Raw genomic sequence first — 15,569 nt, forward strand, 5'->3', positions numbered from 1 at the left:
GATATCAACATAAGTATATGAAAAAGATATATCAAATAAAAGCGCTGATACTGGTAATGACGATTACCATAATGGCCGCATCGTGCAAAACCGAAAAGGTGCTGCAGCAAAAAGAAGCGTTGAAAGATATTACCGGCAGCTGGCAGGTGATAAAAGCGACCCGCAACGGTACCGATCTTACCCCGATCATCGATTTCAGCGCGTTTAAAATAAACTTCGCATCGGGTGGGTACACGCTGGTGAATAAGCTGCCTTTTTTGGTGGATAAAGATGGCGCTTTCGCGCTTGACGACCCGGAGTACCCATACAAAATAACCTTTACCGCTGCCGGGAAAACACCGATAGCAACCGCGTTTACTTACCCTATAGTAAACGGAAAAAGGCAGCTTAGCTTAACCTTTAGCCCGGGTTGCACCAATAATTCTTATGTGTACGTGCTCCAAAAAGTTAACTAACCCACAGCCTTAAATCCGAATACAGACAGATTATGAGAACATCTTTACATATAAAAGGCAAACATTTATGGCGCATATGCACCTGCCTTATCCTGGGTATTGTACTGGCCTGCTGCGGCGAGGTAATTACCGGGGTAGACCAGCCCACCACAGCCAAGGTTGGCGATATAGTGCCAATCACGGTGCATATTTCTATCCCTACGGCAGGTAACGGCGGCCCCGATTACCTGGTACTGGGTATACTGGTACCAAAAGGCTGGAAAGCCGCGCAAAACACCACCATTACCTACACCAGCCCGCTGGGCGATGGCACCATGAGCCTGATACCTGATGGCTCGCTGCCAAAGAATGGCGGAGGGTTAACCTGGTCGGGCTATATGAAGAAAACCTTTGGAAACGCGGGTAACCTGATAGATGATATGGAATGGGTGGCCTACCAAACCGATAAAGCTTACATCCACGAAGGCGGGCACACCATCACCGGCGATCTGAATATTAAAATGAAGGTTGCTGCCGATGGCAATAACACCCTGGTAAAATTAGGCTATGTAATTACCGATACAGGCAACGGCTTTATCAGCGATGGTAACGGTACCTATTTTAGCCAGGTAAGCACCCCTTGCTTTGAAGTAACCGGCGGCAGCGGCGATATTGTAGATTTTTGCAACCCGCAGTTAACCATTGTAGATCCGCCGAAATCGCTGGATAATGATTTTGTTACCCTCACTTTTGATGGTAATGTAGTAGCTACCCCGGTTAGCGGCGAGGCCGAAGTTTACCTGTGCGCCACCGCCTATACCGACGATGGTAAAACCATCACCGTATGCGAGCAAACCGCCAAAACCCTCATGAAACAAACCTCGGCAACCAGCAAGCGGTACCAGATAACGTTTTGGCCAAGGTCGTTTTTTAATGCTACCGATACGCAGACAATAGTGAAGATGGAATACTTTGTTACCAACAAGGCGGGTACGGCCAAGGTGGGTTATGGTAATACAGCAGAGCCGTTTGTGTACACCTTTAAGTGCGGATAACCAGTTTTAAACATAAACCACGGGGCATATCAAAGACCATAGTGTGCCCGCGCTAAACCGATATTTTAATTTTTGCCAACAATTTAAACTTTATACAATGGCTAATTGCTACTTAAATAAATATTTTACGGCTTTGGTGATACTGATGCTGGCACTGGCTACAAGCGGCCATGCTATGCAGCAGGATACCACCGCCAAGGGTAGTACCCGCCCCGGTATGGCCGGCGGGCTTGTGCTTGATGAGTACGGCAACCCCCTTAAAGGCGTAAAGGTTGCCGTAAAAGGCAAAGCAGATACCACCCGCACCGACAGGAACGGACGGTTTGAGATAAGCGCTGCAGCCAACAACACGCTGGTGTTTAAAGCCGCCAATTATAGTACCCGCGAAGTCGCTTTTAAAGGCAGCGATGTGACGGTGAGACTGATTGATACCTACATTAAAGCACCATCAAAAATAAATGTGCTGTATGGCACTGCCGATGCCGATAAAAATTTAGGATCGATATCTACCATCTACACCAACCAGTTAACCAGCACGCCCGCTACGCTTTATACTTATGCTTTGCCGGGGCAATTAGCCGGTTTGTACACCCAGCAGCGTGGCGGTTTCGCTATCCCGCAAACATCCGGGCAAACCAATGCCGATTTTATTGGTAACGTGGTACAGCACAACAACTACCAGGCAAATGATAATACCGAGTTTTTCCTGAACCTTCGGGGGCAGTCGCCAATTACCATAATAGACGGGGTGCAGCGCGAGATCTCCTCCCTCGACCCGGAAAGCATCGAATCGGTATCTGTTTTAAAAGATGGTTTATCCAGTATCTTGCTGGGCGTAAACAGCTCGCGCGGTATTATCCTTATCACCACCAAACGTGCGCAGGCCGGTGCACCAAAAATTTCGTTCACCGCGCAAACCGCATCGCAAACACCACTGGGTTTGCCTACGCCGCTGCCGACTTACCAATATGCTTATTTATATAACGAAGCCCTGCAAAACGATGGAAAACTGCCCATTTACAGCGCTGCCGATTTTGCCGCCTACCGCGATGGCAGCGACCCTACGCGCCACCCGGATGTAAACTGGTACAACACCGTCCTCCGCAAAAACTCACCCATGACCAGCTATAAGCTGAATGTGAACGGCGGCAGCGAGATAGCCCGCTACAGCGTATCGCTTAACTACATGAACCAGGACGGGATGTTTAACACCGCGCCCGATGTAACTTACAATACCAACAACAACCTAAACCGCTACATCATCAACACCGATGTTACGGTAAACGTAACCAAGAAATTTGTGGTCGATCTACAGATGTTTGGGCGTATCCAATCGCAAACACAACCGGGCGCGGGGTATTCAAACATCCTGGGTGCTTTATACAGCACGCCAAACAATGCCTACCCGGTACGTAATCCCGACGGCTCTTTTGCAGGTACCACCACCTACACTAACAACCTTTTAGCGCAAACCGAATATTCGGGCTACCAGAAAACCAACAGCAACGATGTGCTGGCCAACCTGGATCTTACCTACGATATGAGCAGCATTACCAAAGGGCTCTCCGGCAAGGCAATGGGCAACCTGGCGCTTTCATCGCAAAGCCTGGTGAACAGGTCCTTACAAAACAACGTGTTTTTAATAAAGTCCGATGATTCTTACGCGGGCGTTGGCTCTCCATCGTCGCAACAAAATAACTTTAGCAGCGTATCCAGCGCGCGCTATTTTTACGGCCAGCTGGCGCTGAATTACGACAGGACCTTTGGCAAGCACAACTTCACCGGTAAGCTGATGTACGATACCCGGTCGATGAATCTCAACTTTGATTTAACGGCCACCACCACCAACGAAGCCCTGAAGGCCGGTTACAATTACGATGGCAAATACTTTATAGAAGGTGCCGTAAATCGCAGCGGTTACAGCCGCTACGCGCCGGGCAGGCAGTTTGGCGTGTTTTACGCGGGCGGCCTGGGCTGGCAAATGGGTAAAGAGGATTTTATTAAAGATAACCTAAGCTTTATCTCTTCGTGGAAATGGCGCGCCACTTATGGCCGCACCGGTAACGGCAACGTAGATAATTATGGTTACTACAACTTTATTCAAACCTACGGCTCGCCAAACGGGTACCAGTACAGCACCGGCAGCAGCCGAAGCGATGTACAGGGCGTTTTTGCCAACTCACTGGCCAACCCGCTTATCAGCTGGGAAAAAGCAGATAAAATTGACGTAGGTGCCGATATCGCCCTGTTCAATAACCATCTGAGTGTTACTGCCGATTACTATCACGACCGATATAAGGACTTGCTGCAGGTGCGCGGCCGCAGCATATTGCTGTTGGGCACACCTTATTCTGTAGAGAACATTGGCGTGGTGCTGAACACAGGTACAGAATTTACTTTAACCTACCAGAACAATATCAACAATTTCAATTACTTCTTTTCGGGTAATGCATCGGTACAAAAATCTACCAGTGTTTTTAGCGACGAAACACCAACACCTTACCCATGGCTGCGCCGTACGGGCCAGTCTACCGATGCTATTTATGGTTACAAGGCATTGGGTTTCTTTAACAATGCACAGGAAGCAGCCACAAGCGCTACCACAACCGGCTACACCGCGCAGGCAGGCGACGTAAAATATGCCGACCTGAACAACGACGGTGTGATCAACCAGTTTGATATCACCAACATCAGCAACAACAAAGCGCTTATTTATTATGGTGCATCGCTTGGTTTCAACTACAAGGGTTTTGGCTTCAGCATGATCATCCAGGGGGTAGAGAACAGGCAGTTCCTGTTTGATAATTCCATGGTGAACGGCTTTGCCGGGATTGGCTTCCTGGGCCTTACTTATGCCGGGCAGGGTTATGATAACCTTACCGGCCGCTGGACGCCCGAAACCGCCGCAACAGCTACGCTGCCGCGCTTAACAACAGGCAATGCCAATAATACGGCATATAGCAGCCTGTACGTTCGCTCGGGCGATTATATCAGGCTGAAGAACGCAGAGGTAAGTTACAACCTGCCATTCAGCTGGGTAAAGAAATTAAGATTATCTGGTGTGCGGTTATTTGCCAACGGCGAGAATTTGGTAACCTTTTACGGCTATAAAGGCATCGACCCGGAAGTTAGCAACGGAGCGTATCCCATACAGCGGGTAGTGAACGCAGGGTTTACCGTTAAGCTTTAATTTTTGGCCATCATAAAAAATACGATCATGAAAAATCACAAAAATATTATAGCGGCCCTGATACTGATACTGGCAATTGCCGGCTGCAAAAAATACGAGCAGTTCCCCGTGGATAAGGTAGGTATCGATAAGATCTTCGATCCAAGGGATTCTGCGGGTGTAAATGCACAGAAGTACCTTTACGGTATTTATTCGGTGCTAAAGAACGGACACAACAGGGTAGGGGGCGATTACCTGGATGCAGCATCTGACGATGCCATTTCATCAGCCTCGGGCCCAACCAACGTAGCAACTATATTGTCTACCGCGTCATACAATTCTTATACTATCCCTAACGATGAAAACTTGTGGGGAACCTACTACGGGGGTATCCGCCAGGCAAACGAGTTTGTAAACAACATTGGCGTGGTACCGGTGCTGGCCAAATACAATGGCTTCTCGCAAAAATTCGTGTGGAAAAGCGAAGCGCGTTTTCTGCGGGCCATGTTCTACTTCGAACTGGTAAAACGCTACGGCGGTGTGCCGTTGATGGGTAACAAGGTGTACACCATTACCGATGATCTGTCGCTGCCCCGCAACTCTTTCGATGAGTGCATAAAATACATTGTTAGCGAGTGCGACGCTATAAAAGATTCGCTGCTGGTTTACCCGCTTGCCTTACCTGCCAGCCCCGAAGCCGATAGCCACCGCCCTACAAAAGGCTCGGCCATGGCGCTAAAGGCCAAAGTGCTGCTGTATGCTGCCAGTCCGCTGTTTAATGGTGGTAACATAGATGCTGCCAACCCCTTAACCGGCTACACCAGCTTTGATGCCGCCCGCTGGACAGCAGCCGCTGCTGCCTGCAAAGCTGTGATGGACCTGGGCACGTACTCGTTACTGGTCAACTATAAAGATATTTTTACTACCCAAAATAATCCCGAGATCTTGTTCTTCCGCCAGGGCGGCAACGGCAATGGAGTTGAAACCACAAACGGCCCGGTAGGTTTTTCGGGCGCGACAGGCAAAGGGCAAACCAGCCCAACGCAACAGCTGGTGGATGCCTTCCCGATGAATAATGGTTTGGCCATTACTGATCCGGCATCCGGCTACGACGTGAACAACCCGTACAATAACCGCGACCCGCGGCTTACTTACAATGTTATTTATAATGGCGCGCAATGGCTTAATACATCTATCCAAACCTTTGAGGGCGGGCAAAGCAAACCTAATACAACACTGCAGCAAACCAAAACGGGTTACTACATGCGCAAATTCATGGGCAACTTCGAAAGCACCAACGCCTACAGCTCGCACAGTACCGATTGGCTCATCTTACGCTATGCGGATATTGTTCTTGGCTATGCCGAAGCGCTCAACGAATCTGCCGGGGCAACGCCAGAAGTTTACAACGCCGTGAAAAGCATCCGCCAGCGTGCAGGCATAGCGGCAGGCGCTGGCAGCCAGTATGGCTTAAAAACAGGTATGACCAGGGATGAGATGCGCATTGTTATCCAAAACGAAAGGCGTGCGGAATTTGCTTTTGAGGAGAGCCGCTACTGGGATATCCGCCGCTGGAAAATTGCCGAAACCGTAATGAACCAGCCGCGCACCGGCGTAAGCATTGTAAAAATAGGTAGCAGCTTAAACTACAACCCCATTAACGTGCTGACGACCAAGTTCGACTCGCCAAAAATGTACCTGTACCCAATACCTTATGATGAGGTGCAGAAGAACCCGAATATGAAACAAAACCCCGGATGGTAATACCTGAAAGAATCAACTTAACCAATTAATTACGCAGTTATGAGAAAAATAATACTTTTCTTTCAAATCATACTCACATTGCTTCCGGCGGCTTTGTATGCTCAAAACACAGCCATAACCGGCAAGGTACGCGATATTACAGGCGTGCTGCCCGGGGTATCCATAGTGGAGAAAGGAATGCCAACCAATGGCGTTACTACTGATGTGAATGGACGGTTCTCGCTTACGCTGAAAGGCCAGGGCAAGGTAGTTATTGTACGCTTTATAGGCTATAATACACAAGAAGTAAAAGTACAGGACGGGCAGGTGCTCGATCTGATCATGCAAACCAGTACCAACAGTATCGATGAGGTATCGGTAGTAGCATACGGTACCCGCAAGCGTATCACCAACACCGGCGCGGTAAGTTCTATCTCGGCAGGCGAGATCCGTACCGTACCAACCGCCAACGTGCAAAACGCGCTTACAGGTAAATTACCGGGCTTCTTTTCGCAGCAGGGATCGGGACAGCCCGGTAAGGATGCATCAGATTTTTACATCCGTGGGGTAAGCTCGCTAAATCCGGCAGGTAATCAGCCCCTCATTATTGTTGATGATATCGAGTACAAGTACGAACAGTTACAGCAGATAAACGTAAACGAGATAGAGAGCATCTCCATCCTGAAGGACGCCTCCACTACCGCTGTATACGGTATAAAAGGAGCTAACGGCGTATTGGTGGTTACCACCCGCCGCGGTAAAGGCGGCACACCAAAAATTAACATCAGGGTAGAGGGCGGTATGGCCCAGCCAACAAAAACGCCCAAGTTTTTAAACTCGTACGATGCTGCCGTGCTGATAAACGAAGCACAGGTAAACGATGGCCTGCAGCAGAGCTTTAGCCAGGCGGATCTGAACCATTTTAAAAGCGGCGACGACCCTTACGGCCACCCGGATGTGAACTGGTACGAGAAGATCTTTAAGAAACAAAGCTACCAGGCCAATACCAACCTGGATATATCGGGTGGTACCAACGCGCTAAAATACTTTGTATCCGGCGGCGCCTTAAACCAAAATGGTTTAGTGCGCGATTTTGATGATCCGCAGGCAATGGTGAACACCAATTACTATTTCCGCAGGTACAACTTCCGCTCGAATTTAGATCTCAGGGTAAATAAAACCTTAGATCTCCGCCTGGATGTTACCACCCGTTTTAGCGACTTAAACCAGCCCTACAACCAAAACGCGGTAGGCGAGATCTACGATTTTACGAAGCAAACACCGTTTACAGCGCCTTACCTAAACCCTAATGGCACGTACAGCTACGCGTATTCATCTTTTAACCCCGGCCACTTGCCAACGCTAAATGCAAGGCTGGCTACCGGCGGTTACCAGCACTCGCGCAGAACAGATTTTAACTTCCTGTTTGGCGCTACGCAAAAATTGGATGCTATTACTGATGGCTTATCCTTAATCGGCCGCATAGCTTACTCCAGCGTGGAGCAATTCACTAAGCAGATCTTTAACGAGGGGATCCCCGCATACCATTATGACCCGGTAACGCAACAATACTCGCTGCGCCCGGGTGCAACCTATGTTTATCAAAACTACGGGCTTACCGGCAATACCGACATCAATACCAATAATTACAACCTGCAGGTATACCTTAATTACGACCGCACCTTTAGCAATACGCACCATTTTACCGCTCTGGCCTTGTTTAATCAAACATCAAACACCCTGTATGCCGCGCCATTTTTAGCGGGTAATTTAGTAGGTGTTCCGCAGAAATTCAGAGGCACATCGGGCAGGATAGGGTACGATTATAAGCAAAAGTACCTGATAGATTTTAACGTGGCCTATAACGGTACCGACCGTTTTGCCGCCGACCACCGTTTCGGCATTTTCCCGGCGGTAAGTATTGGCTATAATTTAGTGAAAGAAGATTTCTTTACGAATGCCTTCCCAATGTTCAGCCTGTTTAAATTAAGGGCCAGCTACGGTTTGGTTGGCTCGGATGCGGCACCGGGCAACCGTTACGTGTACAACCAGGTGTATAACAACAGCGGCGGCTACAACTTTGGGCAATCGCAACAAAACTATGGTGCCATCTCCGAGGGCTCCTTGGGCAACGGCGAAGTTGTTTGGGAGCGCGCCAAAAAGCTGGATATAGGTTTGGATATGAACTTGTTTAAAGATAAGGTTTCGGTAACGGTAGATTATTTTCATGATGTGCGCTACAACCAGTTGATAACACCGGGCAGTGTACCGTTGATATTGGGCGTTGACCTGCCGGCGGTGAACATTGGCCGTACGCAAAACCAGGGTTTCGACGGATCTGTTAGCTACCATGGCAACGCAGGCAAGTTACAGTACAACGCGGGGTTAGTGTTCTCGTACGCCAAAAACAAAATTTTGTTTAAAGATGAGGCCGCGCCGGCTTACCCATGGCTGGCACAAACCGGTTACTCCATCGGTCAACAGCAAGGGTACCACTTTTTGGGGTACTACACTGCAGATGATATTGCCGCCATTACCGCTTACAAAGCCGCGCACCAGGGTTCAAATGTGGGTAACCCGCTTGCCCTGCCGGATAACGGCATCCCACTACAGCCGGGCGACCTCAGGTACCAGGACCTGAATGGCGACGGCATTATCAACGTATTTGATAAACGCGCCATTGGCAACCCCAACCTGCCGAACACCATTTTGGGTTTATCGCTACAGGCGGTTTACAAAGGCTTCAGCGTAAGTGTATTGTTCCAGGGTTCGTTTAACTATAGCTTCGCGGTACTGGGCACCGGTATCGAGCCGTTCCAAAGCCAGTTTCAGCCCATCCACCAGGAACGCTGGACGCCGGCGACAGCCAACACGGCTAATTTCCCGCGTTTAGGTTTCAATCCAACATCAGTAAACAGCCCAACCGCCTACTTTAGCGATTACTGGCTGGTTGATGCCTACTACGTCCGTTTAAAAACGGTAGATATTGGATACCAGCTGCCGACCAAACTGCTGCCATTTAAAATAAGCAATGCTCGTATTTATGTGAGCGCATACAACCTGTTCACCTGGGATAATTACAACAAGTACCAGCAGGATCCGGAGATCTCTACCAACACCGCGGGCGATGCCTACATCAACCAGCGCGTAGTGAACCTGGGGATCCAGTTAGGTTTTTAAATTTGGTTGAAATTTAAGGCAGCAGGGTTAACACAAATACGGTGTTAACCTTTGCTGTTTTTATGGAAAAAATGTTGCCGAAAAGGGCACGGTTTTATCCCTTTTTTTGACAAAAAAGCAGAAATTTTAGCAAAAAAAGGAGAGGAAAATTGTGCTTTTAACACTTTTTTGCCCACAGTCCATCACAGTTATTGCCCCGGTATTTTATACATTAGCAACATGTTCCCAACCATAGGCGACCTGGTTTACTACCTTTTTGATGTACGCTTTTTGTTCCCCATACAAACGCTTGGGTTGTTTATTGTTTTGTCGTTTTTGCTGGCGTACGTAGTTTTTACTTCGGAGTTTAAACGTTACGAAGCCAACGGGAAAATCCACGCCTTTAAACGAAAAGTGCTTGTGGGCCAGCGTGCTACGGTGTTGGATATTGGCGCTAATTTTATCCTGGGCTTTGTATTTGGCTTCAAGGTATTTGGTGCTGCGCTCAACTACAGCAAGTTTCAATCAGATCCAAGAGGCTACATTTTATCCCCTCGGGGCAGCCTCCTTATGGGCATACTCGGGGGCACGGCCTTTGCCCTGTGGATCTACCTTGATCGTAAGAAACACGCCCTGCCCCAGCCAAAGGTAATAGACCAAACCAGGCACCCTTACCAGCTGATGGGGCTCATCGTTTTTAGTGTAGGATTTTTTGGTTTCATCGGTGCCAAACTGTTTGATACTGTGGAGCATATGGATCAGTTCCTGTACGATCCGCTGGGTGTGCTGTTCTCCGTAAACGGCTTTGCTTATTACGGCGGGCTGATATTCGGCGCACTTACTTACCTCTACATCGGCTACCGCCACGGCATGAAACAGGTGCACCTGGCAGATATCGGCTCGCCGGGTATGATGCTGGCTTATGGTATTGGCCGTATAGGCTGCCAGCTCTCCGGCGATGGCGACTGGGGGATCATCAACCGCCACCTCAAACCAAACTGGCTCGGCTGGTTACCGGATTGGGCCTGGAGTTTTAAGTATCCGCATAACTCTATTAACGCGGGTGTTCCCATCCCCGGCTGTAATGGTAATTACTGTAACCAGCTGGTGCAGGGTGTATACCCAACCCCGCTTTACGAACTGGTGCTATGCATCGGCATGTTTGGACTGATGTGGGTTTTTCGCAAAAAGATAAAAATACCGGGGCTGATGTTCTCTATCTACCTCATCCTCAATGGCGGCGAAAGGTTTTTGATAGAACATATCCGCATAAATTTTTATTACCGTTTTTTAGGACTTACTTTTACACAGGCAGAACTAATTGGCGGCCTGATGTTGCTTGGCGGACTGGTGGGGCTAACCATCATCGGTTATAAGCGCTACGTATTATCCAAACAAACCACATAAACCATTGACAATTTATCCCTTCCCCATATGAAAAGGCTTACGCTATTGTGTTTGTTTATTTGCTGCGCGATGCACCAGGGCGTGGCCCAAACAAAGCCGGTAAACCTTACCGATATTAAATTTACAGTAGCAGAAGCGCCGGAATGGTCGGCATTGCTGAAGCGCGATAAAGGCTGGTTTGGCGGCGACGGAATTTACACCATACCACTAAGTGGGATAGAGGGAAAACGTGCAAAGGCGAAGGATAAGATCTTGTTCATCTTTAGTGATAGCATGATAGGGGAGATAAGGGATAATACCATGATGCCGGGCTATAAAATGATCCATAATTCGGTTGCGCTGCTCAACGGAAATAGGCCGCTGGCCAAACAAATGAAGTTTTACTGGGATAAGGATGCCAAAGGTAACGCCGAATCTATATTCATTCCCAAAACACCCAAAACAGATAGTACCGACTACTATTGGCTGGGCGATGGCTTTGTGAACCAAGCGAATAATGCCACCTACATCTTTGGCTACCGGGTACGCAATGTAAGCAGCGGGGCATTCGGTTTTAGGGAGGTTGGCAATACGCTTATCAAAATCCCGGCAGGCAGCAAGCCACCTTATAAGGATCTGAAACAGATGGATACTCCCCTTTACCTGCTGGATGAAAAGAATGATATCGGATCGTTTGGCGCAGGTGTTTATGTAAATACCAAAACCGCTGGCGCGCCGCAACCAGATGGCTATATTTATACTTACGGTGTAAGGGGTATGGTTAAAAACCTGATGGTGGCCCGTGTGCTGCCAAAAGATTTTGAAGATTTTACCAAATGGACCTATTGGGACGGCAACGCTTGGGTAAGCGATATCAGTAAAGTGGCCAATATAACCGATGGCGTATCCAACGAGTTAAGTGTATCTGCCCTGCCGGATGGGCGTTATGCATTAATCTTTCAGCATGGCGGCATGAGCACAACAGTGGGGATGCGTATCGGCGCAAGTCCCGTAGGGCCGTTTGGCCCCATTATCAAGTTATGGGATTGTAAGCCGGACCTGGTGGAGAAAACCTTTGTGGTGTACAACGCTAAGGCCCACCCAAGCTTATCTAAACCGGGCGAGCTGCTGATCAGCTACAATATCAATTCCGTAGAGTTTATTAAAGACCTTAAGGTACACCCTAACTTGTACCGGCCGCGGTTTATAAGGGTAAAATTTCAATAGACTGGCGGATGAAAAGGTGTGTATTTTTCATTTCCTATTTATCGCCAGCAATTAGGGTTTACAAAAGTTTACACAATTCACAAAATTAATTTGTAATTAATTTATAATCAATTAGTTGTATTTTTGCAGGGTTTACATAAATATCGTTTTTTTTAATCGTCAAAAAAGGTAATTTTTCAATTTTTCGGGTCAGCGGCGAGTATACCGTTCAGCCACCCACTCGCTATTTCCGAATAATTCTCACATATAATTTGTTACTTTAAAAATAATATATAATTTAGCTAAATCAATTTAGCATTTACTGCCAATTAAACTAAAATGAAGAAATTATTAATGCTTGCCGCAATTGTGGTAATGTGCAGCTTCCAAACCAAAAAACCGGTTAAGATCGTATTTTTCGGCGATTCCATTACCGAATACGGTGTACGCCCGGATGGCTATATTACGCTGTTCCAGCAAAAACTAAAGGATAATAACAAAGCCGGCGATTATGAGGCTGCAGGGGCGGGTATAGGCGGTAATAAGATCTACGACTTATACCTGCGCTACGAAGAGGATGTACTCACCAAGAACCCCGATGTGGTGGTGATATGGGTAGGGGTGAACGATGTGTGGCACAAGCGGATGTTTGGTACCGGCACCGATTGGGACAAATTTGGCAAATTCTACACCGCGCTCATCAAAAAATTCCAGGCAAAGGGCATTAAGGTTACCATTTGCACGCCGGCATCCGTGGGCGAAAAAACGGATTACAGTAATGAACTGGATGGCGACCTGAACAAATACTCGCAGATCATCCGCGATATAGCCGCGCAAAACAATTGCGGATTGATAGATTTCCGTAAGATCTTCCACGAATACGGTTTAAAGAACAACCCGGAGAATAAAGATAGGGGAATCCTTACCGGCGACGGTGTGCACCTGAATGCAGAGGGTAATAAACAAGTGGCCGATATCATGTATCAAACGCTGATTAAATAGTATTTTTTGGTTTATATTTTGGTTTGAAAGGGGGCGGTGACGCCTCCTTTTTTTAGACCCTTTGCTAAAACGATTTCGGTAGCTAATTCGATAGGTCATCGATAAATTACATTTACAAATGAAGAGAGCTTTACATATCTGCGCAATTTTAATGCTAATGGCGAATATACTCTCGGCACAGGAAGCCAATTTGGTGAAGTACGTAAACACCCGCCAGGGTACCAATACCAAATACGAGTTTTCGTACGGTAATACTTACCCGGCAACCTCGCTGCCTTTTGGCATGAACACCTGGACGCCCCAAACCGGCAAAAACGGCGACGGCTGGAAATACCAGTACTTTGAGAAAAAGATCCGTGGCTTTCAGCAATCGCACCAATGCAGCTCCTGGGTGAACGATTATGCGGTGTTTTCGCTGATGCCTGTAACCGGCGATTTGATAGTGAACGAGGATAAACGCGCTGCAAACTTTAGCCACGCTAACGAAATTGCCCAGCCCAGCTATTACAAAGTAAAGCTGGATAACAATATCACCACCGAGATGACGCCTACCGAGCGTGGCGCGCACCTGCGTTTTACGTTCCCGAAAGGTGCAGGTTCATACCTCGTGCTGGATGGCTACACCAAAATGAGCATGGTAAGCATCAACCCAAAAACAAAAACCATCACCGGCTATGTGAACAACTGCCGCTGGGCACCGCAGGGTTTTAAAAACTACTTCATCATTACTTTTGATAAATCTTTTACCGCTTTTGGTACCTGGGAGAATAAAAAGAACACCACTAAAGCCGGCGATAAAACCGCAGAAGGCGATGGCGTTGGTGCTTATATCAAATTTAAGGATGGCGAAACCGTGCAGGCTAAAGTGGCTTCATCCTATATCAACCCTGAGCAGGCAGCGCTTACTTTAAAAACAGAACTGGGCGGCTACAAATCATTTAACGATACCCGCAAAGCGGCAGATAAAGTTTGGAACACACTGCTCGGCCGTATGGCGGTAGAGGGCGGTACGGAAGAAGAAAAGGCAACTTTTTATTCTTGTTTGTACCATGCCAACCTGTTTTCGCACCAGTTTTTTGAGTATGGTAAGGATGGTAAACCATATTACTATAGTCCTTACGATGGCAAGGTACACGATGGCTATATGTATACCGATAACGGTTTTTGGGATACCTTCCGTGCCCAGTTTCCGCTGAATACGGTGTTGCATCCAAAAATGGAAGGGCAGTTGGTCCAAGCCCTTCTGGATGCACAAAAACAATGCGGCTGGCTGCCGTCATGGTCCTTCCCCGGCGAAACAGGGGGGATGCTGGGTAACCATTCTATATCCTTGCTTGCCGATGCCTGGATGAAGGGGATTCGCAGTTTCGACCCAAAACAAGCTCTTGAGGCTTATTACCACGAGGCCACCAACAAAGGCCCATGGGGTAGTGCAAACGGTCGCCCCGGATGGAAGGAATATTATGCAAATGGCTTTGTGCCCTACACTAAGCAAACCGAAGGCGCTACTGCCTGGACGCTTGAATTTGCTTACGATGATTTTTGCGCCTATCAACTGGCAAAGGCAACCGGTAATAAATTTTATGAAGATGTGTTTGCCCGCCAGATGTATAATTATAAAAACCTCTTCGACCCGAAAACGCGCTTTATGCGTGCAAAAGACGCCAAGGGGGATTGGATAGAACCCTTCGACCCGATGGATTGGGGCGGCCCGTATACGGAGGGTAACGCCTGGCACTGGACCTGGTCGGTTTTTCATGATACGCAGGGGTTGATTAACCTGATGGGCGGCGATAAAAATTTCACTGCGAAGATCGACTCGGTATTCAGCGAGCCGGGTACCATCAAAGTTGGCGGCTACGGGCAGGTTATCCACGAGATGACGGAGATGGCCGAATTTAAAATGGGCCAGTTTGCACAGGGGAACGAACCCATCCACCACATGCTGTACATGTACAACTATGCCGGCCAACCCTGGAAAGCCCAGCAGCACCTGCGCGAGGTGATGGACAAAATGTACAACGCAACGGAAAATGGTTATCCGGGCGACGAGGATGAGGGACAAATGTCGAGCTGGTTTGTACTGAGCGCGGCGGGCTTTTACAGCGTTTGCCCGGGAACGGATCAGTATGTTATTAGTAGCCCGCTGTTTAAGAAAATGACCATCGCGTTGGAGAACGGCAATAAATTCACCATTGAGGCCAATAATAATAACAAAACTAACGTGTATATCCAGTCCGCAACGCTAAATGGCAAGCCATACACCCATAATTTTATCACGCAAAGCGATATTATGAATGGCGGTGTGCTGCATTTGGAGATGGGCGCTCAACCGAATTTAACCCGGGGGCTGGCAGCGGAGGACAGGCCTTTCTCGCTATCAAAAGCGGATAAGCCGTAGAATTAAAATTGGCT

9 protein-coding genes are annotated in these 15,569 nt (G+C 48.0%); all 9 read left to right on the forward strand.

Features of this window, described 5'->3' with window-relative positions; translation table 11 throughout:
* The first annotated feature begins 17 nt into the window (after positions 1-17).
* The 9 genes from IDJ77_RS25570 (at position 18) to IDJ77_RS25610 (ending at position 15,555) form a co-directional block, all read left to right on the forward strand.
* A complete protein-coding gene (locus tag IDJ77_RS25570; RefSeq protein ID WP_191191840.1) occupies positions 18-455 on the forward strand; it encodes a DUF5004 domain-containing protein in 438 nt (145 codons plus the stop codon).
* Between the two features lie 32 nt (positions 456-487).
* A complete protein-coding gene (locus IDJ77_RS25575) occupies positions 488-1,489 on the forward strand; it encodes a DUF4961 domain-containing protein (RefSeq protein ID WP_191191841.1) in 1,002 nt (333 codons plus the stop codon).
* Between the two features lie 97 nt (positions 1,490-1,586).
* Positions 1,587-4,679, forward strand: a complete 3,093-nt coding sequence (locus tag IDJ77_RS25580) for a SusC/RagA family TonB-linked outer membrane protein (protein ID WP_191191842.1) — start codon at positions 1,587-1,589, stop codon at positions 4,677-4,679.
* A gap of 27 nt (positions 4,680-4,706) precedes the next feature.
* Positions 4,707-6,422, forward strand: coding sequence for a RagB/SusD family nutrient uptake outer membrane protein (locus tag IDJ77_RS25585; protein ID WP_191191843.1), 1,716 nt, complete (start codon positions 4,707-4,709; stop codon positions 6,420-6,422).
* Between the two features lie 39 nt (positions 6,423-6,461).
* The gene (locus tag IDJ77_RS25590) at positions 6,462-9,581 is read left to right on the forward strand and encodes a SusC/RagA family TonB-linked outer membrane protein (RefSeq protein ID WP_191191844.1); all 3,120 of its coding nucleotides are present in this window, start codon (positions 6,462-6,464) and stop codon (positions 9,579-9,581) included.
* 219 nt (positions 9,582-9,800) lie between these two features.
* Positions 9,801-10,967: a prolipoprotein diacylglyceryl transferase gene (locus tag IDJ77_RS25595; protein ID WP_191191845.1), complete on the forward strand. Its 1,167-nt coding sequence runs from the start codon at positions 9,801-9,803 to the stop codon at positions 10,965-10,967.
* 27 nt (positions 10,968-10,994) lie between these two features.
* Positions 10,995-12,173, forward strand: coding sequence for a DUF4185 domain-containing protein (locus IDJ77_RS25600; protein ID WP_191191846.1), 1,179 nt, complete (start codon positions 10,995-10,997; stop codon positions 12,171-12,173).
* Positions 12,174-12,491: 318 nt separating this feature from the next.
* Positions 12,492-13,154: an SGNH/GDSL hydrolase family protein gene (locus IDJ77_RS25605; protein ID WP_191191847.1), complete on the forward strand. Its 663-nt coding sequence runs from the start codon at positions 12,492-12,494 to the stop codon at positions 13,152-13,154.
* A gap of 118 nt (positions 13,155-13,272) precedes the next feature.
* Positions 13,273-15,555 carry a GH92 family glycosyl hydrolase gene (locus IDJ77_RS25610; protein WP_191191848.1) on the forward strand — a complete coding sequence of 761 codons (2,283 nt, stop codon included), beginning with the start codon at positions 13,273-13,275 and terminating at the stop codon, positions 15,553-15,555.
* Positions 15,556-15,569 lie beyond the last annotated feature (14 nt).

It is taken from the genome of Mucilaginibacter pankratovii (assembly GCF_014773265.1).
GTDB classification, from domain to species: domain Bacteria; phylum Bacteroidota; class Bacteroidia; order Sphingobacteriales; family Sphingobacteriaceae; genus Mucilaginibacter; species Mucilaginibacter pankratovii.

Excerpts from the sequence above, each read along its gene's own strand:
- IDJ77_RS25570 (WP_191191840.1), top strand. The coding sequence starts at position 18 with ATGAAAAAGATATATCAAATAAAAGCGCTGATACTGGTAATGACGATT.
- IDJ77_RS25575 (WP_191191841.1), top strand. The coding sequence starts at position 488 with ATGAGAACATCTTTACATATAAAAGGCAAACATTTATGGCGCATATGC.
- IDJ77_RS25580 (WP_191191842.1), top strand. The coding sequence starts at position 1,587 with ATGGCTAATTGCTACTTAAATAAATATTTTACGGCTTTGGTGATACTG.
- IDJ77_RS25585 (WP_191191843.1), top strand. The coding sequence starts at position 4,707 with ATGAAAAATCACAAAAATATTATAGCGGCCCTGATACTGATACTGGCA.
- IDJ77_RS25590 (WP_191191844.1), top strand. The coding sequence starts at position 6,462 with ATGAGAAAAATAATACTTTTCTTTCAAATCATACTCACATTGCTTCCG.
- IDJ77_RS25595 (WP_191191845.1), top strand. The coding sequence starts at position 9,801 with ATGTTCCCAACCATAGGCGACCTGGTTTACTACCTTTTTGATGTACGC.
- IDJ77_RS25600 (WP_191191846.1), top strand. The coding sequence starts at position 10,995 with ATGAAAAGGCTTACGCTATTGTGTTTGTTTATTTGCTGCGCGATGCAC.
- IDJ77_RS25605 (WP_191191847.1), top strand. The coding sequence starts at position 12,492 with ATGAAGAAATTATTAATGCTTGCCGCAATTGTGGTAATGTGCAGCTTC.
- IDJ77_RS25610 (WP_191191848.1), top strand. The coding sequence starts at position 13,273 with ATGAAGAGAGCTTTACATATCTGCGCAATTTTAATGCTAATGGCGAAT.